The organism is Aquabacterium commune, from assembly GCF_004362855.1.
GTDB lineage: Bacteria > Pseudomonadota > Gammaproteobacteria > Burkholderiales > Burkholderiaceae_C > Aquabacterium > Aquabacterium commune.
This window is the reverse complement of sequence record NZ_SNXW01000002.1, coordinates 420,845-447,027: the sequence shown is the minus strand read 5'-3', so window position 1 is coordinate 447,027 and position 26,183 is coordinate 420,845. Positions and strand designations below refer to the sequence as shown.

At 67.9% G+C, this 26,183-nt stretch carries 25 protein-coding genes and 1 pseudogene; 17 read left to right on the top strand and 9 right to left on the bottom strand.

Annotated elements, in window-relative coordinates:
- Nucleotides 1–3 precede the first annotated feature (3 nt).
- The 8 genes and pseudogenes from EV672_RS05845 to EV672_RS05805 all read left to right on the top strand — a co-directional run bounded on the left by EV672_RS05845 (nt 4) and on the right by EV672_RS05805 (nt 8,031).
- Entirely contained in the window at nt 4–786 is a 783-nt protein-coding gene (locus EV672_RS05845) for a HesA/MoeB/ThiF family protein (protein WP_133607158.1), read from the top strand.
- Nucleotides 787–910: 124 nt separating this feature from the next.
- Nucleotides 911–1,816 (top strand): LOG family protein, encoded by a 906-nt coding sequence (locus EV672_RS05840; protein ID WP_133607156.1) that lies wholly within the window; start codon nt 911–913, stop codon nt 1,814–1,816.
- A gap of 13 nt (nt 1,817–1,829) precedes the next feature.
- Entirely contained in the window at nt 1,830–3,083 is a 1,254-nt protein-coding gene (locus EV672_RS05835) for a patatin-like phospholipase family protein (protein WP_133607154.1), read from the top strand.
- Nucleotides 3,084–3,193: 110 nt separating this feature from the next.
- Nucleotides 3,194–3,505 (top strand): 50S ribosomal protein L21, encoded by a 312-nt coding sequence (gene rplU, locus EV672_RS05830; protein WP_133607152.1) that lies wholly within the window; start codon nt 3,194–3,196, stop codon nt 3,503–3,505.
- A 42-nt stretch (nt 3,506–3,547) separates the two neighbouring features.
- Entirely contained in the window at nt 3,548–3,805 is a 258-nt protein-coding gene (gene rpmA / locus EV672_RS05825; protein ID WP_133607150.1) for a 50S ribosomal protein L27, read from the top strand.
- 222 nt (nt 3,806–4,027) lie between these two features.
- Nucleotides 4,028–5,134 (top strand): annotated as a pseudogene (gene cgtA / locus EV672_RS19285) (Obg family GTPase CgtA); the annotation flags it as partial.
- A gap of 488 nt (nt 5,135–5,622) precedes the next feature.
- Nucleotides 5,623–6,741, top strand: a complete 1,119-nt coding sequence (gene proB, locus EV672_RS05810; RefSeq protein ID WP_133607148.1) for a glutamate 5-kinase — start codon at nt 5,623–5,625, stop codon at nt 6,739–6,741.
- Between the two features lie 222 nt (nt 6,742–6,963).
- Nucleotides 6,964–8,031, top strand: coding sequence for a putative solute-binding protein (locus EV672_RS05805; protein WP_243738546.1), 1,068 nt, complete (start codon nt 6,964–6,966; stop codon nt 8,029–8,031).
- Nucleotides 8,032–8,135: 104 nt separating this feature from the next.
- Here the strand turns inward: EV672_RS05805 and EV672_RS05800 are convergent, their stop codons facing one another.
- Nucleotides 8,136–8,705, bottom strand: a complete 570-nt coding sequence (locus EV672_RS05800) for an RNA pyrophosphohydrolase (RefSeq protein ID WP_133607146.1) — start codon at nt 8,703–8,705, stop codon at nt 8,136–8,138.
- 110 nt (nt 8,706–8,815) lie between these two features.
- Between EV672_RS05800 and EV672_RS05795 the strand changes: the two genes are divergently transcribed.
- Together EV672_RS05795 and EV672_RS05790 are read left to right on the top strand one after the other, a co-directional pair.
- Nucleotides 8,816–10,582 carry a proline--tRNA ligase gene (locus EV672_RS05795; protein ID WP_133607144.1) on the top strand — a complete coding sequence of 589 codons (1,767 nt, stop codon included), beginning with the start codon at nt 8,816–8,818 and terminating at the stop codon, nt 10,580–10,582.
- A 31-nt stretch (nt 10,583–10,613) separates the two neighbouring features.
- Nucleotides 10,614–11,327: a lytic transglycosylase domain-containing protein gene (locus EV672_RS05790; RefSeq protein WP_133607142.1), complete on the top strand. Its 714-nt coding sequence runs from the start codon at nt 10,614–10,616 to the stop codon at nt 11,325–11,327.
- A gap of 27 nt (nt 11,328–11,354) precedes the next feature.
- On the opposite strand, the gene EV672_RS05785 is transcribed toward EV672_RS05790, so the two are convergent.
- The 6 genes from EV672_RS05785 to hemA all read right to left on the bottom strand — a co-directional run bounded on the left by EV672_RS05785 (nt 11,355) and on the right by hemA (nt 16,628).
- A complete protein-coding gene (locus EV672_RS05785; RefSeq protein WP_424923116.1) occupies nt 11,355–11,939 on the bottom strand; it encodes a UbiX family flavin prenyltransferase in 585 nt (194 codons plus the stop codon).
- A 7-nt stretch (nt 11,940–11,946) separates the two neighbouring features.
- Nucleotides 11,947–12,258, bottom strand: a complete 312-nt coding sequence (gene grxD / locus EV672_RS05780; protein ID WP_133607140.1) for a Grx4 family monothiol glutaredoxin — start codon at nt 12,256–12,258, stop codon at nt 11,947–11,949.
- A 93-nt stretch (nt 12,259–12,351) separates the two neighbouring features.
- Nucleotides 12,352–13,137 (bottom strand): hypothetical protein, encoded by a 786-nt coding sequence (locus tag EV672_RS05775; protein WP_133607138.1) that lies wholly within the window; start codon nt 13,135–13,137, stop codon nt 12,352–12,354.
- A 158-nt stretch (nt 13,138–13,295) separates the two neighbouring features.
- Complete coding sequence (gene prmC / locus EV672_RS05770) at nt 13,296–14,126, bottom strand: peptide chain release factor N(5)-glutamine methyltransferase (protein WP_133607136.1); 831 nt, start codon at nt 14,124–14,126, stop codon at nt 13,296–13,298.
- A 13-nt stretch (nt 14,127–14,139) separates the two neighbouring features.
- On the bottom strand, nt 14,140–15,246 hold the full coding sequence (gene prfA, locus EV672_RS05765; RefSeq protein WP_133607403.1) for a peptide chain release factor 1: 1,107 nt from the start codon (nt 15,244–15,246) through the stop codon (nt 14,140–14,142).
- Between the two features lie 2 nt (nt 15,247–15,248).
- On the bottom strand, nt 15,249–16,628 hold the full coding sequence (hemA, locus tag EV672_RS05760; RefSeq protein ID WP_133607134.1) for a glutamyl-tRNA reductase: 1,380 nt from the start codon (nt 16,626–16,628) through the stop codon (nt 15,249–15,251).
- Between hemA and EV672_RS05755 the strand changes: the two genes are divergently transcribed.
- From EV672_RS05755 to bioD, 5 genes are all read left to right on the top strand, one after another.
- The gene (locus EV672_RS05755; protein ID WP_243738545.1) at nt 16,627–16,965 is read left to right on the top strand and encodes a hypothetical protein; all 339 of its coding nucleotides are present in this window, start codon (nt 16,627–16,629) and stop codon (nt 16,963–16,965) included. The two genes, hemA and EV672_RS05755, sit on opposite strands and share 2 nt — an antisense overlap.
- 19 nt (nt 16,966–16,984) lie before the next feature.
- A complete protein-coding gene (gene queE, locus EV672_RS05750) occupies nt 16,985–17,647 on the top strand; it encodes a 7-carboxy-7-deazaguanine synthase (protein WP_133607132.1) in 663 nt (220 codons plus the stop codon).
- A 78-nt stretch (nt 17,648–17,725) separates the two neighbouring features.
- Nucleotides 17,726–18,115 (top strand): 6-pyruvoyl trahydropterin synthase family protein, encoded by a 390-nt coding sequence (locus EV672_RS05745; protein WP_133607130.1) that lies wholly within the window; start codon nt 17,726–17,728, stop codon nt 18,113–18,115.
- A gap of 27 nt (nt 18,116–18,142) precedes the next feature.
- Nucleotides 18,143–19,555, top strand: coding sequence for an adenosylmethionine--8-amino-7-oxononanoate transaminase (gene bioA / locus EV672_RS05740; protein WP_133607128.1), 1,413 nt, complete (start codon nt 18,143–18,145; stop codon nt 19,553–19,555).
- Nucleotides 19,556–19,628: 73 nt separating this feature from the next.
- Nucleotides 19,629–20,384: a dethiobiotin synthase gene (gene bioD / locus EV672_RS05735; protein ID WP_133607126.1), complete on the top strand. Its 756-nt coding sequence runs from the start codon at nt 19,629–19,631 to the stop codon at nt 20,382–20,384.
- On the opposite strand, the gene EV672_RS05730 is transcribed toward bioD, so the two are convergent.
- A complete protein-coding gene (locus EV672_RS05730) occupies nt 20,385–21,737 on the bottom strand; it encodes an ABC transporter substrate-binding protein (protein WP_133607124.1) in 1,353 nt (450 codons plus the stop codon).
- A gap of 234 nt (nt 21,738–21,971) precedes the next feature.
- Between EV672_RS05730 and EV672_RS05725 the strand changes: the two genes are divergently transcribed.
- Nucleotides 21,972–24,386: a HAMP domain-containing sensor histidine kinase gene (locus EV672_RS05725; RefSeq protein ID WP_133607122.1), complete on the top strand. Its 2,415-nt coding sequence runs from the start codon at nt 21,972–21,974 to the stop codon at nt 24,384–24,386.
- An 81-nt stretch (nt 24,387–24,467) separates the two neighbouring features.
- On the opposite strand, the gene EV672_RS05720 is transcribed toward EV672_RS05725, so the two are convergent.
- A complete protein-coding gene (locus EV672_RS05720; RefSeq protein ID WP_243738543.1) occupies nt 24,468–25,166 on the bottom strand; it encodes a Bax inhibitor-1/YccA family protein in 699 nt (232 codons plus the stop codon).
- 104 nt (nt 25,167–25,270) lie between these two features.
- Between EV672_RS05720 and nhaR the strand changes: the two genes are divergently transcribed.
- Nucleotides 25,271–26,179 carry a transcriptional activator NhaR gene (gene nhaR, locus EV672_RS05715; protein WP_133607120.1) on the top strand — a complete coding sequence of 303 codons (909 nt, stop codon included), beginning with the start codon at nt 25,271–25,273 and terminating at the stop codon, nt 26,177–26,179.
- The last annotated feature ends 4 nt before the right edge of the window (nt 26,180–26,183 follow it).

Here is a 26,183-nt window from a genome sequence, read left to right as displayed (position 1 = left end):
GGCGTGGACGACGCCCAGCAACTGCGCTACAGCCGGCACCTGCTGCTGGACGACTGGCCCGAGGCCGCCCAGGAGCGGCTGCTGGCCGCGCACGCCGTGGTCATCGGTGCCGGCGGCCTGGGAGCCCCGGCCTTGCTCTACCTGGCGTCTGCCGGGGTCGGGCGCATCACCGTGATCGACCCTGACACGGTCGAGCTCTCCAACCTGCAGCGCCAGATCGCGCACAGCACCGAGCGCATCGGCCAGCCCAAGGTCGATTCGGCCCGCGCCGCCATGACCGCGATCAACCCCGGGGTGCAGGTGCAGGCTGTGGCCCAGGCCGCCGACGAGGCCCTGCTGACCGAACTGCTGCCACAGGCCGACGTGGTCCTGGACTGCACCGACACCTTCGCCACCCGCCAGCTCATCAACCGCCTGGCCTGGCGCGCGGGCGTGCCGCTGGTCACGGCCTCGGCCCTGCGTTGGGACGGCCAGATCAGCGTGTTCGACCCGCGCCGCGCCGACAGCCCTTGCTACGCCTGCCTGTTCCCCCCTGACGCGCCGCCCGAAGAAACCCGCTGCGCCTTGCTGGGTGTGTTCGCGCCCGTGGTCGGGCTGATGGGCGTGATGCAGGCCGGTGAGGCACTCAAGCTGCTGGCCGGGCAGGGCGCACCTGGCGTCACCGACACGCTGGCCGGGCACACCAGCCTGGCGGGTCAGTTGCTCATGCTGGACGGCCGGGACTGGTCATGGACGCGGCTGCGCGCCAAGCGCGACCCGGCCTGCCCGGTGTGCGGCCCGCGCTGAGCGCCCGAGAGCGCCTGAGAGCGTCCTAGAGCGTCCGATTCCCGCGCTTTCCGGCCCCTATTCGCGGTCTGCCGCCCTGCGCAGCCGCCCCATACTGGTGCCACGACTTCAGAACCGCTGCGACATGAACAACCCCAAAGAGCTGCTGGAACGCAATTTCCCGACCGCCGTCCAGGACGCCCGCAATGCGGCCAAGACCAGCCTGTACAACGGCCCTGACAGCAGCTACCAGCTCGCCTTCACCGACACCGACTTCCTGCTCAACGCCGACCTGCGCCCGGTGCGCATGCAGCTGGAGCTGCTCAAGCCCGAGATGGTGCAGCGCGAGGAAGGCATCGAATCCACCATCGTGGTGTTCGGCAGCGCCCGCATCCAGCCCGCCGATGTGGCCCATGCCCACCTGGACGAGGCCGAGGCCTTGCCACCGGGCAGCGCGCGCGAGCAAGCCATCCGCGCGGCCAAGCGCCACGTCGAGATGTCGCGCTATTACGAAGAGGCACGGCGTTTTGCCAGCCTCGTCACCGAGCACTCCGCGCAGCTGGACAACCCCATCTACGTGGTCACCGGCGGTGGCCCGGGCGTGATGGAAGCGGGCAACCGCGGCGCGCACGAGGTCGGTGGCAAGAGCCTGGGCCTCAACATCGTGCTGCCCCACGAGCAGGAGCCCAACCCCTACATCACGCCGCGCCTGTGCTTCCAGTTCCACTACTTCGCGCTGCGCAAGATGCACTTCCTGATGCGCTCGGTGGCGCTGGTGTGCTTCCCAGGCGGCTTCGGCACGCTCGATGAGCTTTTCGAGACGCTCACCCTCATCCAGACCGGCAAGTGCCGCAAGCGCCCCGTGCTGCTGTTCGGCCGCGCCTTCTGGACCAAACTCATCAACTTCGAGCACCTCGTGGAGACCGGCATGATCAGCCCGGAGGATGTGCACCTCTTCCGCTACGTCGAAACCGCCGACGAGGCCTGGGAAACCCTGCGCGAGGTCTATCGCCTGGGCCAGCCCGAGGCCGACACGGCTTGCGGCTGGTGAGGCGGACGGGGCCATGAGCAGCGCCGGGAAGACCGCCCTCATCCTTACCGGCGGTGGCGCGCGCGCCGCCTACCAGGTGGGCGTGTTGCAGGCCTTGCAACTCATCCGGCGCGACGCAGGTGAAAAACTCCGCGGCAGCCCATTCCGCATCATCTGCGGCACCTCGGCTGGCGCCATCAACGGCATGGCCCTGGCCAGTCGCGCCGACCACTACGACCTGGCCCTGCGCGCCATGATCGAGGTCTGGCGGGACTTCCGCACCGAGCAGGTGTACCGCTCCGACTCCTTCGGCGTCATCCGCAGCGGGGCGCAATGGCTCACCCTGTTCTCGCTGGGCTGGGCGCTGGCCCGCTGGCGCCGCGCCCGCCCGCGCTCCTTGCTCGACAACGAACCCCTGCGGGAGCTGCTGCCCCACCTGTTCAGCATCGACCGCATCCCCGAGATGATGGCCAAGGGCCACCTGGACGCCGTCGCCGTCACGGCATCGAGCTACACCACCGGCGAGCACGTCACGTTCTATGACAGCGCCGAACCCATCGAGCCCTGGTCGCGCTCGCAGCGCATCAGCGTGCGCGACAGCCTGAGCCTGGACCACCTCATGGCGTCCTCGGCCATCCCTTTCGTTTTTCCCTCGGTCAAGCTCGGCGTCAACGATGGCGCGCACTACTGCGGCGACGGCGCGATGCGCCAGGCCGCGCCCATGTCGCCGGCCATCCACCTGGGCGCCGACCGCATCCTCGTGATCGGGGCAGGGCGCCTGCACGAACCCCAGGCCCCGCGCCAGACGGCGGCCGAGTACCCCAACCTGGCGCAGATCGCCGGCCACGCGATGTCCAGCATCTTCCTGGACGCCCTGGCCGTGGACATCGAGCGCATGCAGCGCGTCAACCACACGCTGGGTCTGCTCACGCCCGAGCAGCGCGCCCAGACGTCGCTGCGCCCGGTGGACATCCTGGTGATCGCGCCCAGCCAGCGCATCGACGACATCGCCGCGCGCCACCTCTGGGCGCTGCCGCCCGCTGTGCGCGGCATGCTGCGTGCCGTGGGCGTGTACGGTCGGGGCAAAAGCGCCCGCGGCACGGCCCTGGCCAGCTACCTGCTGTTCGAATCCTCGTTCACGCGGGAGCTGATCCACCTCGGCTTCACCGACGCCCTCGCCAAGCGCGAGGAGGTGGTGCGCTTCTTCGGCTGGGGGGCTCCCGGCGCGCAAGATGGCCCGAACTTGACAGCATCATCAGGCCCGGCTAAAGTGGAGAGCTTCGCTTAGAGCGCCTTGGGTGCCAGTGTGCGTTTTTCTGACGCAAGTCAGAAGATGATGGCTGTCACCTTCGAGGCACTTTGGGTGGAGGCACAAGCTCTTTTTTGAAAGGTCTCAACATGTACGCGGTCATAAAAACCGGTGGTAAGCAATACAAAGTTGCTGCCGGCGAAAAAATTAAAGTAGAACAGATTGCTGCGGACGTTGGCCAAGAGATCGTGATCGACCAGGTTCTGGCAGTCGGCTCCGGCGCTGAACTCACGGTGGGCACGCCCTTGGTGGCTGGCGCAACTGTCAAGGCAACCGTTCTGTCGCAAGGTCGGCACGACAAGGTCCGCATCTTCAAGATGCGCCGTCGCAAGCACTACCAGAAGCGCCAGGGCCACCGTCAGAACTACACCGAGCTGGAAATCAGCTCCGTGAACGCCTGATCCGCCCGTTCGTCCTCAATCTAGTCCCTCAGGAGAAAATCCATGGCACAGAAAAAAGGCGGCGGTTCCACGCGGAACGGCCGTGATTCCCAACCCAAGATGCTGGGTGTGAAGGTCTTTGGCGGCCAAGTGGTCCCCGCAGGCTCGATCATCGTTCGCCAACGTGGCACCCGCTTCCATGCGGGTCCCAACGTCGGCATGGGCCGCGACCACAGCCTGTTCGCGCTGGTGGACGGCACGGTGTCCTTCGCCGTCAAGGGCTCGCTGAACCGCAAGACCGTGGTCGTCACCCCGGTCTGATGCTTGCATCACCCGTCGGCAGCGCCTCGCTGGTGTTGCCGACCCACGAAGCCCCGGTCCTCCGGGGCTTTTGTTTTTTCGATTTGCCTTTCTCGGCTGGCGCCAGACCCATCGGGCCGTGCCACGAGCGCCGATAATGTCGCTCGCCGAACCCGCACCTTCCGTGCTCTTTGTGCCCTCCGTGCCTTCCGTGCCGCTGGCACCCCTCGATCAGGACGCCCCATGAAATTCGTTGATGAAGCCACCATCGATGTGGCCGCCGGCAACGGCGGCAGCGGTTGCATCAGCTTCCGTCGCGAGAAATTCATCCCCTTTGGCGGCCCCAATGGCGGCGACGGCGGGCGCGGCGGTCATGTCTATGTCGTGGCCGACCGCAACATCAACACCCTGATCGACTACCGCTATGCCCGCCGCCACGAAGCGCGCAACGGCGAGCAGGGCCGCGGCTCCGACCAGTTCGGCGCGGCCGGTCCCGACATCACCCTGCGCATGCCCGTGGGCACCATCATCCGCAACTTCGAAACCGGCGAAGTGATGATGGAGCTGCTGGAGCACGGCGAAAAGCGCCTGCTCGCCAAGGGCGGCGACGGCGGCTTCGGCAACCTGCACTACAAAACCCCGACCAACCGTGCCCCGCGCAAGAAGACCCCGGGTTGGCCCGGCGAGCTCTTCAAGCTCCGGCTGGAGCTGCGCGTGCTGGCCGACGTCGGCCTGCTGGGCATGCCCAATGCCGGCAAGTCCACGCTGATCACGGCCATCTCCAACGCCCGCCCGAAGATCGCCGACTACCCCTTCACCACGCTGCACCCCAACCTGGGCGTGGTGCGCGTCGGCCCCGAGAAGAGCTTCGTGGTGGCCGACATCCCGGGCCTGATCGAGGGGGCCTCTGAAGGCGCTGGCCTGGGCCACCTCTTCCTGCGCCACCTGCAGCGCACCCGCGTGCTGCTGCACGTCGTGGACCTGGCACCGTTCGACGATGTCGATCCGGTCAAGCAGGCCCGCGCCATCGTCAACGAACTCAAGATCTACGACGAAGAGCTCTACCACAAGCCGCGCTGGGTGGTGCTCAACAAGCTGGACATGATCCCTGAAGAAGAGCGCGTGGCCAAGGTGGTGGATTTCGTGCGCCGCTATGGCTGGAAGGGCCCGGTGTTCCAGATTTCGGCACTGACCCGCGAAGGCTGCGAAAAGCTCGTGCAGACGATCTACCAGCACGTGGCCTCCATGCAGGAGCACCACGTCGAGACCGACGTCCGCTTCGATCTGGCAGACAGCCTGCCCATGGCCACCGACCTGCTGGCCCGCGCCGGCGTGGCTTATGACGATGACATCGAAGCCTTGGTGAAGCCGCGCGGGGCCAAGGCCAAGGTGGCTGCCAAGAAAGTAGCCAAGAAAGTGGTGGCGAAGAAAGCTCCGGCCAAGAAGGTTGCAGCAACGAAGGTCGCAGCGAAGAAGGTCGCAGCGAAGAAGGCCGCAGCGAAGAAGGCCCCCGCCAAAGAGGCGGCAGCCAAGAAAGCAGTCGCCGTGAAGAAGGCGGCGGTGAAGAAGGCGGCGGTGAAGAAGGCGGCGCCCAAGCCCGTGGCCGCGAAGAAGGTCGCGGTGAAGAAAGCTGCGGTGAAGAAAGCCGTGGCCAAGAAGGCAACGGCCAAGACCGTGCCCGCCGTGAAGAACGTGGCTGCAAAGAAGGTGGCAGTGAAGAAGGTGGCACTGAAGAAGGCCGCCACTCCGAAGGTCGCGGCCAAGAAAGCGCCACCCAGGAAAGTCGCAGCGAAGAAAGCCCCAGCCAAGAAGGCTGTCGCCAAGAAGGCCGCCCGCGCATGAACCAGGTCCTCCAGCACGCCCGCCGCATCGTTGTGAAGGTGGGCTCCAGCCTGGTCACCAACGAAGGCAAGGGCGTCGATGCGGACGCGATCGGCACCTGGTGTCGTCAGATGGCCGCCCTGGCTGCCGACGGGCGCGAGGTCATCATGGTCTCCAGCGGCGCCATCGCCGAAGGCATGAAGCGCCTGGGCTGGGCCACGCGCCCCAAGGAGCTCCACGAGCTGCAGGCCGCTGCCGCCGTTGGCCAGATGGGCCTGGCGCAGATGTACGAGACCCAGTTGCGCTCGCACGGCATGGGCAGCGCCCAGGTGCTGCTGACGCACGCCGACCTGGCCGACCGCGAGCGCTACCTCAATGCCCGCACCACGCTGCTGACCCTGCTGTCGCACAAGGTGGTGCCGGTCATCAACGAGAACGACACCGTCGTCACCGACGAAATCAAGTTCGGCGACAACGACACCCTGGGCGCTCTGGTGGCCAACCTGGTCGAGGCCGATGCCCTGGTCATCCTGACCGACCAGAAGGGCCTCTACAGCGCCGACCCGCGCAAGGACCCGGCCGCTCGCTTCATCGACGTCTGCACCGCGGGCGACCCCCTGCTCGAACAGATGGCCGGTGGTGCGGGTTCCGGCGTGGGCACGGGCGGCATGATCACCAAGGTGCTGGCCGCCAAGCGCGCGGCGCGCAGCGGTGCCTCCACCGTCATCGCCTGGGGCCGCGAGCCGGACGTGCTGGTGCGCCTGACCCAGGGCGAGTCCATCGGCTCGCTGTTCATGGCGGCCACGGCCAAGCTGACCGCCCGCAAGAACTGGATGGCCGACCACCTGCAACTGCGCGGCGCCGTGGTGGTGGACGAGGGTGCCGCCGCTCGCCTGCGCGAGGGCGGGGCCAGCCTGCTGCCCATCGGCATGATCGAGGTGCAAGGCGAGTTCCACCGCGGCGACGTCATCGCCGTGCGCGACCTGCGCGGCCAGGACATCGCCCGCGGCTTGGCCAACTACGCCAGCAGCGAGGCGCGCCTGCTGGTGCGCAAGGCCTCCAACGAGATCGAGGCCCAACTGGGGTTCACCAACGAGCCCGAGATGATCCACCGCGACAACCTCGTGGTGGGGTGAAATCAGGACAATCCTGTTGTCACTTTTTGCAACATGGCGTGCAGCGGCGACAACTGACGGCATGATGGGCGCTGGCGTTCAAGCCGCCCGAAGCACCCCCTGATGGGGGTTCCAAGGGTTTTGCCTGTCCAGCAGGACCCGGCGCAAGACGTTAAAAAGACGGACCTGCGCTGCGGCGCTTGACCCCGTTCCTTGTCCATCCGACCCCTCCCAGGAGTCCCCATGTCCTTGAAAAACCGCACCCTGGCCTGCCTCAAGCCGCTGGCCCTGGCTGCCTCTGCCCTGATCACCGCTTTCGGCGCCTCCTCGGCCGTCCAGGCCAAGACCCTGGTCTGCGTCTGGGACGTGGCCGGCAAGACGGGCGACGTCTATGCCCAGGCCACCGACTACGCCATCGCCATGCAAAAGCACGGCGCCGACATCGAACTCAAGAGCTACGTCGATGAGCGCGTGGCCATCGAGGACTTCCGCGCCGGCCAGTGCGATGGCGTCATCGCCACCGGCTTCCGCACCCGCCAGTTCAACAACGTCGCGGGTTCGCTCGACAGCATCGGCGCCACCACCATCGTCAAGGGCGGCAAGGTGGACATCGACGCCAGCTACGAGGTGGTGCGCAAGGTCATCCAGGTTTTCGCCGACCCCAAGGCCGGCAAGCTGATGGTCGAGGGCAACTACGAAATCGGCGGCATCTTCCCGCTGGGCGCGGCCTACCCGATGGTGCGTGACCGCAAGATCAACTCCGTCGAAGCCCTCTCGGGCAAGAAGATCGCGGCCTTCGACTACGACAAGGCCCAGGGCGTGATGATCCAGCGCATCGGCGCGCAACCCGTCTCGGTGGACGTCACCAACATCGGTCCGAAGTTCAACAACGGCTTCGTTGACATGGTCACCCTGCCTGCCGTGGCCTTCAAGCCCTTCGAGCTCTACAAGGGCATCGGCGCAACCGGCGGCATCGGTCGCTTGCCCATCATGATCCCGACGGTGCAGATGGTCATCAACAAGGCCAAGTTCCCCGAGGGCTTCGGCGAGGCCTCGCGCCAGTACTGGCTGACCAAGTTCGACAACGCGCTGCGCCTCATCAAGGCCGCCGAAAACGGCATCCCCGCTGCCATGTGGCAGGACCTGCCCGTGGAAGCCGTGCCCAAGTACGTGCTGATGTTCCGCGAGTCGCGCATCGAGATCGCCAAGCAAGGCCTCTACAACAAGCAGGGCCTGAACATCATCAAACGCGCGCGCTGCAGCATCAACGCCTCTGACGCCGAATGCGCGTCCAAGGCCGAAATCGACTGAGGTGTGCACTGGCCGGGGCAAGCTGACCCGGCTGGCGCAGACAAAGCAAAGGGCTCCCGCGGGAGCCCTTTTTCACGGCCATTCGCAACCGGTGTCCGACCAGGTCAGTACGGCGAGTCGCCGCTGCCCTCCATGGAGGCTTCTGCGTCCTGGCGCACACCCCGCATGCCGCCCCGCAAGAAGCGGTTGAGCTGGCCTTGCGGCTTCGGCAGGAAGCGCGCCAGCTCCGACAGCGCCAGCTGATAGACGTCGCGTTTGAACTCGATGACGGTGTCCAGCGGCACCCAGTACTCGTGCCAACGCCAGGCGTCGAACTCCGGGTGGCTGGTGGCGCGCAGGTTCATGTCGCAGTCACGCCCGGTGAGCTGCAGCAGGAACCAGATCTGCTTCTGGCCTTTGTAGTGGCCGCGCGCATCCTTGCGGATGAAGTGCATCGGCACCTCATAGCGCAGCCAGTCCCGGGTGCGCGCGACGATGCGCACGTGGTCGGGCAGCAAGCCCACTTCTTCGTGGAGCTCGCGGAACATCGCCTGCTCGGGCGACTCACCATGCTTGATGCCGCCTTGCGGGAATTGCCAGGAATGGGTGCGGATGCGTTTGCCCCAAAATACCTGGTTCCGGTGATTGAGCAGGATGATGCCGACGTTGGGGCGGAAGCCTTCCCGGTCGAGCATAATCAACTCCAAATTTTCAACTGGTTTCATTATTGCACCGCTGAGCCGAAACGCCTAGACCCTGAGGCGTTTGTCAAGGCCTCACCTGAGCGGTGCACTTTTTTTCTGCCATGAAAGCCTCACAGTTCTTCATTTCGACCCTCAAGGAAGCCCCTGCAGACGCAGAAATCGTCAGCCACAAGCTGATGACGCGCGCGGGCTTCATCAAGAAGCTGGGCGCGGGCCTGTACAACTACATGCCCATGGGCCTGCGCACCATCCGCAAGGTCGAGAACATCGTCCGCGATGAGCTGAACAAGGCAGGTTGCGTCGAGCTGGTCATGCCCGTGGTGCAGCCGGCCGAGCTGTGGCAGGAAACCGGCCGCTTCGAGAAGATGGGCGACGAGCTGCTGCGCTTCAAGGACCGCCACGACCGCGACTTCGTCATCCAGCCCACCGCCGAAGAGGTCGTCACCGACATCGCGCGCCAGGAGCTGCGCAGCTACCGCCAGCTGCCCAAGAATTTCTACCAGATCCAGACCAAGTTCCGCGACGAGCGCCGCCCGCGCTTCGGCATCATGCGCGGCCGCGAGTTCACGATGAAGGACGCCTACTCCTTCGACCGCGACGTCGAGAGCGCCGGCAAGACCTACGACGGCATGTTCGCCGCCTACAGCCGCATCTTTCAGCGCCTGGGCCTGCAGTTCCGCGCCGTGGCCGCCGACACCGGCGCCATCGGGGGCGACCGCTCGCACGAGTTCCAGGTGATCGCCGACACGGGCGAAGACGCCATCGTCTATTGCCCCACCAGCGACTACGCCGCCAACATCGAGCTGGCCGAAGCCGTGAGCCTGATCGCGCAGCGTGGTGCAGCGTCGCAGGCCATGGAGAAGGTGACGACGCCCGGCAAGAGCACCTGTGGCGATGTGGCCGAGCTGCTGGGCCTGCCGCTGTCGCAGACGGTCAAGTCCCTGGTGCTGGCCACCGACGAGACCAACGACAAGGGCGAGATCGTCGAGAGCACGGTCTGGCTGTTCCTGGTGCGTGGCGACCACGAGCTCAACGAGGTCAAGGCCGGCAAGGTGCAGTTGCCCGATGGCACCGGCTTGAAGGCCGGCTTCCGCTTCGCCACCGAAAAGGAAATCGTCGCGCACTTCGGCACCCAGCCGGGCTACCTGGGCCCGGTCAAGCTGGCCCAGCCCGTCAAGGTGATCGCCGACCGCACGGTGGCGAACATGGCCGATTTCGTCTGCGGTGCCAACGACGCGGGCTTCCACCTCCGCGGCGTGAACTGGGGCCGTGACCTGCCCGAGCCTGACCTGATCGCCGACATCCGCAACGTCGTCGAAGGCGACCCGTCTCCCGACGGCCAGGGCGTGTTGGCCATCCAGCGCGGCATCGAAGTCGGCCACGTGTTCTACCTGGGCACGAAGTATTCCAAGGCCATGAACGCGACCTTCCTGGATGTCGATGGCAAGCCCAAGCATTTCGAGATGGGTTGCTACGGCATTGGCATCACGCGCATCCTGGGCGCGGCCATCGAGCAGCGCCACGACGAGCGCGGCATCGTCTGGCCGGAGGCCATCGCGCCTTTCACCGTGGTGATCTGCCCGGTGGGCTACGACCGCTCAGAAGCTGTCAAAGCCGCCGCCGACGAACTGCACGCGCAACTGCTGGCCAAGGGCGTGGACGTGATCCTCGACGACCGCGGTGAGCGCCCCGGTGCCATGTTCGCCGACTGGGAGCTGATCGGCGTGCCGCACCGCGTGGTGTTCGGTGACAAGGGCCTGAAAGAAGGCCTGGCCGAATACCAAGGGCGTCAGGATGCCGAAGCGGCGAAGGTGCCCGTGACGGAAGTCCTGAACCACCTGCTGTCTCGCCTGCAAATCGCCGGATGACTGTCACAGCGTTGCGCTAATGTAGCGGACCATGGACACGCTTTCGCCTTTCGCTGTTGACCGTCGCCTCGGTGGCCGGGTGAGAGCCTGGCTGGCCGCGGCGGTGTGTGCCACGGCCGCTGGGGTGTGCGCTGTCGTGTCGGGTGCGGCCTGGGCCGGTGCCCAGGTCGAGGAGCCTTTGGCCGATTCGGTGCGCACGGCCCTGTCGGCCGCGATCGGCCGGACCGAGCCGGTGCTGGTGTTTGCCGACGCCGCGCAACGCCAACAGTGCGAAGGCTGGGCGGTGTCCCTGGAGGCCAAGCTGCTCAAGCGCAAGCCCGAAGAGCTGGTGCGCCGAGAATTCCTGCAGACCGTCTGTTACGAGGCCAAGCGCGCGGGCCTGGAGCCCGGCCTGGTGCTGGGACTGATCCAGGTGGAAAGCGGCTTTCGCAAGTACGCGATTTCTTCGGTGGGCGCGCGCGGCTACATGCAGATCATGCCGTTCTGGTCGCGCACCATCGGCACGGGCGACCCGGCCAGCCTCTTCCACATGCAGACCAACATCCGCTTCGGTTGCGTGATCCTGCGGCACTACCTCGATGTGGAGCGGGGCAACCTGTTCCTGGCCCTGGGCCGCTACAACGGCAGCCGCGGGCGGGCCGAGTACCCCAACATGGTCACGGCCGCCTGGCGCGGCTGGAAGCTGCCGGAGGGCGGCACGCAGGTGGCCGATGCCGGGACTGTGACGATGGCGGTACGGCGCTGAGCCGTTTGTGCTGCAAGCCTCAGCGGCTCACAGCCCTTGCCATTCGGTGGGCCGGGCGGCTTCCATCTGCAAGACGGCCAGCACGCGCTCGACGGTGTCGTCGATGAGCTGCTCGATGGTTTGCGGCCGGTGGTAGAAAGCCGGCAGCGGCGGGAAGACGATGCCGCCCATCTCGGTGACGGCCGTCATGTTGCGCAGGTGGGCCAGGTTGAAGGGCGTTTCGCGCACCATCAGCACCAGGCGGCGGCGTTCCTTGAGGGTGACGTCGGCCGCGCGGGTGAGCAGGTTGTCGCCGAAACCGTGGGCCACGGAGGCCAGCGTTTTCATCGAGCAAGGGGCGATCACCATGGCGTCGGTCGTGAAACTGCCGCTGGCGATGCAGGCGCCGACGTCGCCTGGCGCATGGGCCTGCGTGGCCAGCGCTTCGAGCTCGGAGCGGCTCAGGCCCATCTCGTGGTGGACGTTGAGGATGCCCGCAGGCGTGGCCACCAGGTGGGTGTCAATGCCCAGCGTGCGTGCGCGCTGCAGCAGGCGCACGCCGTAGAGCGCACCGCTGGCGCCCGTGATGCCGACGATGAGGCGGCGGGTGCGGGGCGGGGTCACAGGCGGCACGCCTGGCTCACTTGGCCAGTTCTTGCTGCAGCTCGCCAGCCTGGTACATCTCCATCATGATGTCGGAGCCGCCGACGAACTCGCCGTTGACGTAGAGCTGGGGGATGGTGGGCCAGTTGGCGTAAGCCTTGATGCCCTGGCGGATGCCTTCGTCTTCCAGCACGTTCACGGTCGTGATGTCCTGGACGCCACAGGCCTTGAGGATCTGGATGGCGCGGCCGGAAAAGCCGCATTGCGGGAACTGGGCAGTGCCCTTCATGAACAGGACCACTTTGTGGCCTTTGACAAGGGCGTCGATGCGCTGCTGAACGTCGCTCATGGCTGGTGCTTCTTCGAAAAAATCAACAGGCCCGGTTATATCAGGCCTGAGGCGCGTGCGCGGCGGTCTCGGCCATCATCCCCATCGGCGTTGTCAGAAAGCGTAGCCCAGGGACACCTTGATCACGGGGCGCATGCGCAGGGTGCGCAAGGCTTCGTCCAGTGAGCGGTCGCCTTGCAGGATGCTGGACAGGCTCGTGCCATTGGCGCCGCTGGTGTTGATGAGGCCGAAGTCGGCGTTGAAGCGCCAGACGGCATTTTGCTGCGGGTTGCTCAGGCGGGTGCTGTAGCCGGCACCGACGTAGGCATTGGGCTGGGGCAGGGTCAGGCCGCGCTGCTGGCCGAGGCCAACGGGCGCGCCCAGGCTGTCGATGTGCTGCAGGCTGAGGTTGAGGCCGCCGCCATTGTCGCCACTGGACCACCAGGCTTGTCCGGCCTCGCCGCTGACCAGGCCGACCGTGGCGCGGAAGCCGCCTTCGACGTAGTAGTCGGAGAGCACGTGCATGCTGCGCATTTGGAGGCCGGCCTGCATGGGTTGGGCCAGCACGAAGCTGTCGCGCAGCGGGTTGATGGGGCGGTCGATGACGGCGCCGATGCGGCCTTCCCAGCGCGGCCATGACGTCTGGCCTTTGAGCGCCAGGCCTTGTCCGCGCATGTCCGCCGCCGCTGGGGCATGGCCCCAGCGCACGCGCACGGCGGTCACGCCGGAGGTCTGGCCCTGGTGCAGGAAGTGCTCGTCGCGCGGCACCATCTGCGCCTGCACGCTCACGGCGCTGCACAGGATGCCGGCCAGCATGGCGATGCGGGCCGCGCGGGTGGGGTGCAGGGCCGCGGAACTGGCGAACGTGGCGGGTGTGGCGGTGCGGGTCGATGGGCACATGGTGCGCTCCTGGAGAACGACTTCATGCTACGGGGCCGGGCTGAGCTTGTGCTTCAGAGATGTGTGCCTTCGTCAGGGTTGTTTCACGCTGTGAAAGGCGGGGGATGTCCAATTTGCCCCATCCAAAGCCCGGTCAGAAGGGCAGTTTCCCGAGGGGTTCAGCCGCGCCAACGACCGCCTGTGCAGCGGGTTTGGCCTCCGAAATCGAAGCGTGTGCTCACATCGGTGAAGCCGGCATCGCGCAGCAGTTGCGCCGCGGCTTCGGCCTGGTCGTGACCATGCTCCAACAGCAAGTGGCCATTTCCGTGAATATGCCCACCGGCCTGGGCGACGATCTGGCGCAGGTCGGACAGGCCGTCGCGCCCGGCAGTGAGTGCCGTGATGGGCTCGAAGCGCAGGGCGGGCAGGTGGGGATCGCCCTCGGCGATGTAGGGCGGGTTGCTGACGATCAGGTCGAAGCGCTGGCCGGCCAGGGGTGCCAGCCAGCTGCCGGCGGCAAAGCGCACCTGGGTCAGGCCGAGCGCCTGGGCATTGCCGCGCGCCACGGCCAGGGCGGCATCCGACAGATCGACGGCCGTGACCTCGGCCAGGGGACGCTGCGAGGCGATGGCCAGGGCGATGGCGCCGCTGCCGGTGCCCAGGTCGGCCACGCGGCAGGGCCGGTCGGCAGGCAGCACATCCAGGGCCCAGTGGACCAGGGTTTCGGTGTCGGGCCGGGGGATGAGCACGTCGGGCGTGACGTGCAGGTTCAGGCCGAAGAACTCCTGGTCGCCGTGCAGGTAGGCCAGGGGCTCGCCGGCGGCGCGCCGGGCCACGAGCGTGGCGATGCGTTGGGCGTCGGCTTCGGCCAGGCCGTCGGTGTCGTGGGCGAGCAGCCAGGCGTGTGTGCGCCCCAGCGCGCCGCCGACGATGCGCTGGGCGTCCAGGCGCGCCAGACCGGCTTCGCGGGCGTGCTGCAGGGCCTGGGCGACGGTGGTCGGCGTGGTCATCGGGCGGGATGCGTCAGACGCCACTGGCGGCCTCCAGTTCGGCGAGTTGTTCGGCGGCCTGGGCCGAGACCAGCGCGGCCACGACGTCGTCGAGTTCGCCTTCCATCACCTGGCCCAGTTTGTAGAGCGTGAGGTTGATGCGGTGGTCGGTCAGACGGCCCTGCGGGAAGTTGTAGGTGCGGATGCGGTCGGAGCGGTCGCCCGTGCCGATCAGGCCCTTGCGGGTGGCGGCTTCCTTGGCGGCGCGCTCGCTGCGCTCTTTTTCCTGGATGCGGGCTTGCAGCACCTGCAGGGCCTTGGCCTTGTTGCTGTGCTGGCTGCGGCCGTCCTGGCATTCGGCGACGATGCCGGTGGGCAGGTGCACGACGCGCACGGCCGAATCCGTCTTGTTGATGTGCTGGCCGCCGGCGCCGCTGGCGCGGAAGGTGTCGATGCGCAGGTCGGCCGGGTTGAGCTTGACGGCTTCTGCCTCGTCGGGCTCGGGCAGCACGGCCACGGTGCAGGCGCTGGTGTGGATGCGGCCTTGCGTTTCGGTGACGGGCACGCGCTGCACGCGGTGGCCGCCGGACTCGAACTTGAGCTGGCCGTAGGCCTGCGGCCCTGCGATGCGGATGACGACTTCCTTGTAGCCGCCCAGGTCGGATTCGCTGGCCGACATCACTTCGCTGGCCCAGCCGCGGCGCTCGGCGAAGCGGGTGTACATGCGGGCCAGGTCGGCTGCGAAGAGGGCGGATTCGTCGCCGCCGGTGCCCGCGCGGATCTCGACGAAGGCGGGGCGGGCGTCGTCCGGGTCACGCGGCAGCAGGGCGGTTTGCAGCTGGGCGACGAGGGCGTCGAGGTCGGCTTCGGCTGAGGCGATTTCTTCCTGGGCCATGGCGCGCATGTCCGCATCGTTGCCGGCCTCGTCCAGCATCTGGCGGGCGGTGGCGAGGTCGGCGTCGCGCTGGGTGTGGCGGCGCGCGAGCTCACAGACGCCGCTGAGCTCGGCGTGTTCGCGCGAGAGCTCGCGGAAGCGCCGGTTGTCGGCGGCGATGGCGGGGTCGGACAGGGCCGCGTCGAGCTCTTGCAGGCGGCGGGCCAGGCGGTCGAGCGATGAAGCCAGGGCGGGCGCGAGCTGCAGGCTCACGCGAGGTCCTCGGGCTCGTCTGCCGGGGAGCGGGGCTGGCGGGGCGGGGCCAGGGGCGCCAGGTCGCCGCGCAGGAAGAGGCGCGACAGCGAGGCGGCCACCTGGGGGCGGTGGCGGGTGTCGGCGCTGTGCAGCTCGGCCAGGGCGCCGTGCAGCATCTTTTGCGTGAGGCCGCGCGAGAGGGCGTCCAGCACGGCTTCGACGTCTTCGCCCTTGGCCAGCAGCTTGCGGGCGCGGGCGATTTCGGTGGCGCGCCAGGCGTCGGCCTGGGTGTGCAGGGCCTGGATGAGGGGCACGGTGGTGCGCTGGTCCAGCCAGCTCACGAAGCCTTGCACGCCGGTTTCGATGATGGCCTCGGCCTGGGCGACGGCGGCCTGGCGCTTCTCGCTGGCGGTTTGCACCAGGGCGGAGAGGTCATCGACGGTGTAGAGATAGACGTCGCCCAGGCGCGCCACTTCGGGTTCGATGTCGCGCGGCACGGCCAGGTCCACCATGAACATGGGGCGGCGCTTGCGGGCCTTGAGTGCGCGCTCGACCGCGCCCAGGCCGATGATGGGCAGGGTGCTGGCGGTGCAGGAGACGACGACGTCGAACTCGTGGAGGCGCTCGGGCAGGTCGGCCAGGCGGATGGCCTGGGCGCCGAGGTGGGTGGCGAGCTTCTCGCCGCGCTCCAGGGTGCGGTTGGCCACGGCCATGGCGCGCGGCGTGCGGGCGGCGAAGTGCGTGGCGGTGAGCTCGATCATTTCGCCAGCGCCCACAAAGAGCACGCGGGTGCGGCCCAGGTCTTCGAAGAGCTCGCCGGCCAGGCGCACGGCGGCCGCGGCCATGCTGATGGAATGCGCGCCGATTTCGGTGGAGGTGCGCACCTCCTTGGCCACGGCGAAGCCACGCTGGAAGAGTTGGTGCAGGGTCGTGCCCAGGGTGCCGGCGGTGTCGGCCTCGCGCACAGCCTGCTTCATCTGGCCGAGGATTTGCGGCTCGCCCAGCACCATGGAGTCCAAGCCGCTGGCGACGCGGAAGGCGTGGCGGGCCGCTTGCCCGTCTTCGAGCAGGTAGGTGTGGCGCAGCAATTCTTCCTGGCTGACCTGACCGACCTGGGCCAGCCACGCGATGGCGGCATGGCGCACATCGCGGGCGGAGGCCCCTGCCGAGGCGCCCAGGCCGCCCGGCGCGCAGTACAGCTCGGTGCGGTTGCAGGTGGACAGCAGGGCGACTTCGGGCTGGGCGCTGGCCGCGTGCGTCGACCCGTGCGGCGAGGCCAGGCGCTCGTGCAACTGGCGCAGGGCGGGACTGAGTTGCTCCACCGCGAATGCGAATCTGCCGCGCAGGTCAACGGCGGCAGTGTGGTGGTTCAAGCCCAGGGTCAGGACGGTCATGGTCATTGATTATAAAATCATGCCTTTGCTCATCGGTCGGCGCGGGGCTTTCCTGCAGCCGATCGCCCATGATGTGGGTCAATTTCTCAGCCACCTGTTGAATTTCTTGCTGCCGGCGTTGGCCATGGCCGTCCTGGTGCCGGCCCTGGCGCGCGTGGTGTGGTGGCAGGCGCTGAAGTCGGCCGGGTGGTGGCGCCAGGTGCGCTGGTGCGCGGTGCTGAACGTGGCCGCGCTGGTGATCGGGCTGCTGGTGATGGGCCGCGACGGGGCCATGGCGACGTACGCCGGCCTGGTGCTGGCCTCGGCGCTGACCGTTTGGTGGACCGGGTTGCGGTGAGTCTTCAGGAGTGGGCAGCGTGAGCTACAGCGTCAAGGAAATGTTCTACACCCTGCAGGGCGAAGGCACGCACGCCGGCCGCCCGGCGGTGTTCTGCCGATTTGCGGGCTGCAACCTCTGGTCCGGCCGCGAGGCCGATCGCGCCACGGCCGTCTGCCGTTTCTGCGACACCGATTTCGTCGGCACCGATGGCCTGGGCGGCGGCAAGTTCGAGCACGCCGAGGCCTTGGCCGTGCGCATCGCCAGCTTCTGGCCCGACACAGGGGCCGGCCGAAAGGGCCAGCGCTTCGTGGTGCTGACCGGCGGCGAGCCGCTGCTGCAAGTCGATGCCGACCTGATCGACGCCCTGCACGCCGAGGGCTTCCTGATCGCGGTGGAGACCAATGGCACCATCGCCGCACCGGCGGGCCTGGACTGGGTCTGCGTCAGCCCCAAGGCCGGCTCGACCGTGGTGCAGACTTCGGGCCATGAGCTGAAAGTGGTGGTGCCGCAAGCCGGTTTCAGCGAGGCCGACTTGCAGGCGATGTCGTCGTGGCAGTTCGGCCAGCGCCGCGTGCAGGCCATGGACAGCGCCGATGCTGCGGCCCGTCAACACGCGGCGGCCTGGGCCGTGCAATGGTGCCTGGACCACCCCGATTGGCTGCTGAGCGTGCAGACGCACAAATCCCTGGGCATCCGCTGAAGCGTGGCCTGAGGCTCTGCCTGACGCCTGCCCCCAGTTGTTTCACCTTCCTGATCCCCTCGCTGTGAGGACCCTCCGATGTTCGAGTTGAGCCAGACCTTTGCTTTCGATGCCGCCCACACGCTCAAGCGTCAGGTCTCGCCCGAGGAGGCCGCCGGCAGCCGCCGCATCCACGGTCACACCTACACGGCCGAGGTCATCGTGCGGGGTGAGCGCCAGGCCGACTCCGGCATGGTGGTGGACCTGGCCGAGCTGCGCGCCGTGATCGCCGGCATCCGCAACCAGCTCGACCACCACTTCCTCGACGAAGTGGCCGGCCTGGGCGCGCCCACGCTGGAGAACCTCTGCGTGTTCATCCACGAGCGGGCCCGCCAGCAGATCCCGCAGGTCAGCGCGGTGGTGGTGTCGCGCGCGGCCGGTGACCGCTGTGAATACCGCCCAGGCCCCGACCACGGCGCTGCGGCCTGAACGCCGCGCACAGCGCTCAGCACCGCCATGAACTGGTCCGAACGCAGCCGCCAGGCCGTCTGGCACCCTTGCACGCAGATGAAGCAGCACGCGCAGCTGCCGCCTCGCGCCATCGTCTCGGCCGAAGGGCCCTGGTTGGTGGACGACGCCGGCCACCGCATCCTGGACGCCGTCAGCTCGTGGTGGGTGAACCTGTTCGGCCACGGCTTCGCGCCCATCCGCGAGGCGATCACCGACCAGCTCGGCCGCGTGGACCACATCATGCTGGCCGGGCTCACGCACCCGCCGGTGGTCGAGTTGTCCGAGCGCCTGGGCCAGCTCACCGGCCTGGGCCATGCGTTTTACGCCAGCGATGGCGCCAGCGCCACCGAGATCGCGCTGAAGATGAGCGCGCACAGCTGGCGCAACCGCGGCTTGGGCTGCAAGCACCGCTTCATCGGGCTGGAAGGCGGCTACCACGGTGAGACGGCCGGGGCGCTCTCCGTCACCGACATCCCGCTGTTCCGCGAAGCCTATGCGCCGCTGCTGCGCCTGAGCGCCACGCTGCCCTCGCCCGACCCGCGCCGTGCCGCGCCGGGGGTGTCGCCCGAACAGCATCTGCAGGATTGCATCGACGCGCTGGCCGCCCACCTGGCCGAACACGCGCACGAAACCGCGGCCATCATCCTGGAGCCTTTGGTGCAGGGCGCGGCCGGCATGGCCATGCACGACCCGGCCTACCTCGTGGCCGTGCGACGCCTGTGCGACCAGCACCAGGTGCACTGGATCGCCGACGAGATCGCCGTGGGCTTTGGCCGCACGGGCACGCTGTTCGCGCACCAGCAAGCCATCGGACCCGATGGTGTGGCCGTCAAGCCCGACTTCATCTGCCTGAGCAAGGGCCTGACCGGCGGTGTGATGCCGCTGTCGGCCGTGCTCACCACCGATGCCGTCTTCCAGGCCTTCTGGGACGACCGCACCGTGCATGGCTTCCTGCACTCGCACTCCTACACCGGCAACCCGCTGGCCTGCCGGGCCGCGCTGGCCGTGCTCGACACCTTCGCCGCGCGCGACGCCCAAGGCCTCGACGTGTTGGCCCGCAACCGCGAGGCCGCCGCGCATTTCCATGCCCTGACCGAGCCGCTGCGCCGCCACCCGCGCGTGAAGGCGCACCGCCACATCGGCATGGTCTGGGCCTGGGACATCGACGTCCGCAGCGACACCACCGAGCCCACCTTCGCGCAGCGCATGCACCGCGCCGCGCTCGATGCCGGCTTGCTGCTGCGCCCCATCGGGCACACGCTGTACGTCATGCCGCCCTATGTGCTGAGCCCGGACGACCAGCGCTTCCTCGCCGACGGCCTGTTGACCGTGCTGGACGCGGTGCTGGCCGAGGTCGATGCCTTGCCGGTGCACACCGCGGTGCCGGACGCGATCGCAGCGACCGCGCCCATGGCCTGAGCCTGCGGTTCAGCAGCCCGCAGTCAGCAGCCCGCAGTCAGCAGCCCAGCCGCTTCACCAGAACGAGCCCGCCATGCCCCATCCCGCCTTCTTCGTCACCGGCACCGACACCGGCGTGGGCAAGACCCGCGTGAGCTGTGCCCTCATCCACGCCTTGCGCCAGGCAGGCCATGCGCGCGTGGTCGGCATGAAGCCGGTGGCTGCGGGGTGTGATTGGGTGGATGGCCAAGACAACCATCCAGGCCACTGGCTCAACGAGGACGTGGCTGCCTTGCGCGCAGCTTCCAGCCTTGCCGTGCCGCCCGCCTTCGACAACCCGTACGCGATGCCCGACCCGCTGTCGCCGCACATCGCCGCGCGGCGCGACGGCCAGCGCATCGACCTGTCCCACATCGAAGCGAGCTTCCACGCCTTGCGCCAGCATGCCGATGCGGTCGTGGTGGAGGGCGCGGGTGGCTTCATCGTGCCGCTGTGCGAGCCCGACCCGGCCGATGCCTCGGCAGGCGACGATGGCTGGGCGACCAGCGCCGACCTGGCCCAGCGCCTCGCTTTGCCCATCGTGCTGGTGGTGGGCCTGCGTCTGGGCTGCCTCAACCACGCCTTGCTGACGCAAGAAGCCATCCTGGCGCGGGGCTTGCGCCTGGCCGGCTGGGTGGCCAATGTGGTCGATGCCGACATGCCCGAGCAGGCCGCCAACCTCGCCACGCTGCAGGCCCGTTTGCAAGCGCCGATGCTGGCCCACTTCGCGTGGGACCCTCTGGCCGATGTGGCTGTGCTGGGTGCCGAGATGCGCCTGCCCCTGTGCACACCTGCCGGGCCGCGGCCCTGATCAGTCCTTGGCGCTGTCCTTGACGCCCTCCTTGATGTAGCCAGCCTCGCGCATCTTGCGCTCCACTGCCTGCTGGGCCTGCGCCAGCACCTGCTCGACCTTGGGCGGCTGCGGCTGCAGCAAGGTGCTGATCTGCTGGCCGACCACCGTCCCGATGGCCTGGAACTCCGGGATGCCCACCCACTGGATGCCCACGTAGGGCGAGCGCGGCAGCGTCGGGTCGTTCTGGTCGGCAGCGGCCAGCGCGGTCAACTCGACCTCCGCATGCGGGTTGGCCTGGCGGAAGGCCGGATTGGCGTAGGTGGAGCGGCGTGTGCCGGAAGGCACGGCGCTCCAGCCCTCGGTGCGGGCCACCAGCGCGGTGTACTCCCGCGAGGTCGCCCACTCGATGAAAGCCTGGGCCGCCGCTGCCTTGGTCGAACTGGCCGGGATGGCCAGCGCCCAGGTCCACAACCACTGCGCGCCCTTGGGCGTGCTGGCCACCGGCGCCTGCAGGAAGCCGACCTTGCCCGCCACGCGGGACTCCTCGGCCCGGTTCACGAAGGCGCCAGCCACGGTGGCGTCCACCCAGATCGCACAGCGCCCTTGCGAGAACAGCGCCAGGTTCTCGTTGAAGCCATTGGCCTGGGCGCCCGCCGGCCCGTGCTTGCGCAGCAGCTCGCTGTAGAGCGTGACGGCCTGGCGCCAGGGCGCCGTGGTGAGTTGCGGCCGCCAGCCCATGTCGAACCACTGGCCGCCGTGTGTGTTGGCCATGATGCCGATCAGGGGCATGTTCTCGCCCCAACCGGGCTTGCCCCGCAGGCAGATGCCCGAGACACCCTTGGCCGGGTCGTGCAGACGGGCCGCGGCCTGCGCCACCTGCTCCCAGCTGGGGCGCTGCGGCAGGCTGACGCCGGCTTGCTGCAGCAGGTCGGTGCGCACCAGGGTCATGACGCTTTCGCCGTAAAAGGGCAGGGCGTAAAGCTGCTCCTTGTGCGACAGGGCTTGCCGGATCATGGGCAGCAGGTCATCGACCTCGTAGCCGCGCGAGGGTGTGATCGGCTTGAGCCAGCCACGGCCGCTCCAGACCGTGGCCTCGTAGCCGCCGATGGTCATGACGTCGAATTGTCCCGCTCGGGTGGCGATGTCGCGCGTGACCTGCTGGCGCAAAGCGTTCTCTTCGAGCGTGACCCATTTCACGCGCACGCCCGGGTGGCTGCGCTCGAACTGGGGCGTCAAGCGCTGCAGCGTCAGCATGTGGCCGTTGTTCACGGTGGCGACCACCAGCTCCACCGCGCGGGCTGGCAGGCTCAGGCCACTCAGTGCGAGCAGGAGGCACAGGGACAAACAGCGATGTGCGGGCGTTGGGGCCATGCCATCCTTGCGTCAGAATGAAAAACCTGGGGTCAGCCAATGCACCGGCAAACAAGCCTGAAACTGCAGCTTGGCGCGGGCACATCATCTTGCGACAATGGCATTGTGTGTCAATACTGAATTGATCGGACAGAACGGACCATCGTGACCCAAGCCCCCCCAGCACGCGCGAGCATCTGGCGCCCTCGTCACAGTGTGCGAGCCCGCTTCGCCATTTTCACGGGGATCAGCGGGGTGCTGTTCGCCAGTGTGCTGGCCTTCTGGGTGGTGCAGGGGCAGCGCGAGCAGTTGCTGGACGCGGTCAACGCGTCGGTGCGGCGTGAAGCCGCGGTGCTGGGACAAACGATTTCAGCCGCGCTGGCCGAACGCCAGAGCCAGGTCCAGCAGATGGCGTCTCTGCCCGAGGTGGTCAGCGGCATGATGGAGCCCGGTGCGCTTCGCCTGTTGCTGGAGCGCACCCGCAGCTATTCGCCCGAGTTCGAATGGCTGGCCTTGACCGACGCGCGCGGCGTGATCACGACAGCCACCGGCGCCCGGCTGGAAGGGCTCAACGTGGCTGGCGAAGCCTGGTTCGTGCAAGGCAGTCGGGGCGTGTGGGTGGGCAACCCGCACCCCGCCGGGGCGCTCAAGCGCTTTCTGCCGCTCGATGCCGATGGCCGTCCCGCCCAGCTGGTGGACGTCGCCGTGCCTGTCATCGACAACGATGGCAAGGTCATCGGCGTGATGGTGGGCATGCTCAACTGGCGCTGGATCAGCGACATCCATCACGCGCTCACCGCGGCCGACGCCGACCTGAAGCACACCCTGCTGCTGTCACCCACTGGCGAGGTGTCGGTCGGGCCTGCGGGGTGGTTGGGGCGCAACATGGCCCCGTCCGGCCTGGCGCAGGTCAGGGCCGACGGCCAAAGCCGGGTGCTGAATTGGCCCGACATCGGCGAGCAGCTCACGGCGCTGGCGCCCGTGCGCTGGTCGGCCCAGGCCGCCCAGGCGCCCTGGACCCTGGTGTTGCGCCAGGACCCGGCGCGGGTGTTCGGCCCGGTCAACACGCTGCAACGGCGCTTGTTGCTGAGCGGCCTGGCGGGCTCACTGGCCTTCATGTGGCTGAGCTGGTGGCTGGCTGGCAAGGTCGTGCGCCCCTTGCGCAGGCTGGCCGACACGGCGCGGGCTTTGCAGGAGGGACGACCCGCGTCGTTCGAGGCGCCCACGCGGCACCCCGATGAAGTGGCCATGCTCTCGGGCGCCCTGGCCGATCTGCACGGCAACCTGCAGGCCCGACTGGCCGAGCTGGCGGCCTACCGCGACCACCTGGAAGACAAGATCGGTGAGCGCACCGAGCAGTTGCGCCAGGCCGCCGACCGGGCCGAGGCGGCCAACCGGGCCAAGAGCGCGTTCATCGCGAACATGAGCCACGAAATCCGCACGCCCATGAACGCCATCATGGGCATGACCTACCTGTTGCAGCAGGATGCGCCCACGCCCGCACAGGCCGAGCGTCTGGGCACGGTGCAGCAAGCGACCGAGCACCTGCTGGACATCATCAACAACATCCTGGATTTGTCCAAGATCGAGGCAGGCATGTTCACGCTCGCGGCGCAGGATTTCGACCTGCCCGAGGTGCTGCAGCGTGCCATCGACCTGGTCGGGGTGCGCGCTGCCGAGAAGGGACTGGGTCTGCGGCTCGACGCTGCGGGGTGTCCGGCGCGGGTGCGTGGCGATGCAACGCGGGTCTCGCAGGTGTTGATCAACCTCCTGAGCAATGCGGTGAAGTTCACCGATCAGGGGCAGGTCACGCTGCAGGTGCGCCAGCTGAAGCCGCATGCCGGTGCGACTGCCGGCAGTGAGGCTCCCTTGCACCACACGCTGTACATCGAGGTGCGCGACACGGGCATCGGCATCTCGCCCGACCAGCTGGCGCGCCTCTTCAATGCCTTTGTGCAGGCCGACGAGTCCACCACGCGCCGCTTCGGTGGCACAGGCCTGGGCCTGGCCATCACGCGTGGCCTGGTTGAGCGCATGGGTGGGCAGATCGGCGTGAGCAGCGAGTCAGGCAAGGGCAGCACGTTCTGGTGCACCCTGGTGCTGGACGCGGCGCAAGAGGCGGAGCCGAGTGTGGCGGCATGGGGGCAGTCCACGGGCCCCGCGTCTGCCAAGGCGAGGTCGGCATCGGGTGGCGCCATGCCCGCGCCCACCAGCCCCGTTGAGGCCATGGCTTTGCTGCGCAGTCGGCACGCCGGCGCGCGCATCCTGCTGGCCGATGACAACCCCGTCAACCGCCTGCTGGTGGACGAGCTGCTGGGCATGGCCAACATCCACCCGCAGATCGTGCAGACCGGTGCGCAGGCCCTGGAGCGGGTGCGCAGCCAAAAATTCGACCTGCTGCTGATGGACATCCACATGCCCGACATGGACGGTCTGACGGCCACGCGGCACATCCGCGCCTTGCCGGGCTGCGCTGAGCTGCCCATCATCGCCATGACCGCCAGCGTGTTGCAGGAAGAGCGCGACGCTTGCCTGGACGCCGGCATGAACGCCCACCTGGGCAAGCCGCTGGACACCCAGCAGCTCTTCGGAACCTTGCTGCACTGGCTGGACCCACAACGTCAGCCGAGGCCTGACAGGCGCGAACCCGATCTGAGTTCATCCGTCTGATGGCGTGGCTTTTCGGCCAGCGGCAATCAGCGTCAACGGGCGAGGCGACCTCGGCCACGTTGACACTGCTGCGCAAGAGGCTCACTCGTCGCGGCCACCCATGCCGAACAGGGCCAGCAGGGCGCTGAACAGGTTGTAGAGCGAGAGGTACAGGCTGACGGTGGCCAGGATGTAGTTGGTCTCGCCACCGTTGACGATGCGGCTGGTTTCGAACAGGATCATGCCGCTCATCAGCATGACGACCAGGGCGCAGACCGCCAGGCTCAGGGCCGGGATGCTGAAGAAGATGGCGCCCAGGCTCAGCGCGAAGGCGACCAGCGAGCCGATCATCAGGAAGCTGCCCATGAAGCTGAAGTCGCGCTTCGTGGTCAGGGCCACCGCCGACAGGCCCAGGAAGGCCAGCGCCGTCGTGCCCAGAGCCTGCGTGACCACGGCCGAGCCTTGCGGCAGGGCGAGCACCACGCTCAGCGTGGGGCCCAGGGTGTAGCCCAGGAAGCCGGTGAAGGCGAACACGGCCAGCAGGCCTTGCGCCTTGTGCGCCGTTTTGTTGACCCAGAACATCAGGCCGAAGAAGCCGGCCAGCGTGACGATCAGGCCGGGTGCAGGCAATTTCAGCGCCATGGCCGTGCCAGCCACCAGCGCGCTGAAGGCCAGGGTCAGACCGAGCAGGGCGTAGGTGTTGCGCAGCACCTTGCGGCTGCTGTCGCTGATGGACACGCCGTGGGCGCGCTGGGTGTGGGCGTCCAGGGGACGCAGGGTGGACATCGAATCGTCAGACATGGTGGTGTCCTTCTGGCATGAGGGTTCAAGACACTGTCACTTTAGGCAAGATGCACTTGCGTGTAAATTCGAGTGATTCGCACCTAAGCTTCGGGAAATCCGATATGAACTACAAGCACCTGCACTACTTCTGGACGGTGGCGCGCTTGGGTGGCGTGGTCAAGGCCAGCGAGCACCTGCACCTGACGCCGCAGACCATCAGCGGGCAATTGCAGCTGCTGGAAGAGCACTTCGGCCGCCCCTTGTTCGAGAAGAAGGGCCGCAAGCTGGCGCTCACCGACACGGGCGAGCTGGCCTACAGCTACGCCCAGGACATCTTCAATCTCGGTGCCGAGCTCGATCAGGTGGTGCGCCTGCCGCGCGGCACGGCGCGTCCCATCGAGCTGCGCGTGGGCATCGCCGATGCTGTGCCGAAGTTGGTCACCTGCCGCCTGCTGGAGCCCGCGCTCACGGGCGCGCATCCGTTCAAGGTGGTGTGCCGCGAATGGAAGCTCGACAGCCTGCTGGCCGAACTGGCCGTGCACCGGCTGGACCTCGTGCTGTCCGACACGCCCTTGCCATCGGGCCTGAGCGTGAACGCCTTCAACCACCGCCTGGGGGGCTCGCCGGTGGGTTTCTACGCCGCCAAGTCGATGTTGCCGCGGCTCAACACAAAGGCCTTCCCGGCCTGCCTGGAGGGTGCGCCGCTGTTGATGCCAGGCAGCGATTCGGCCCTGGGGCGCCGGATGGCGCAGTGGCTTGGACGCCACCAGCTCAACCCGCGGGTGGTGGGCGAGATCGACGACGGTGCCTTGCTCAAGGCCCTGGGCCAGCATGGCCACGGCGTGTTCATCGCGCCCATGGTGCTGGACGCCGACGTGCGCGCCGAGTACGGTGCCAAGCTGCTGGGCGAGGCCACCGACCTCATCGAGGAGTTCTATGTCATCACCGTGGAGCGGCGCATCACCCACCCGGGCGTGGCCGCCATCACCGATGCCGCGCGCCAGGGCCTGTTCGCGGCCTGGAACCGCTGAGACG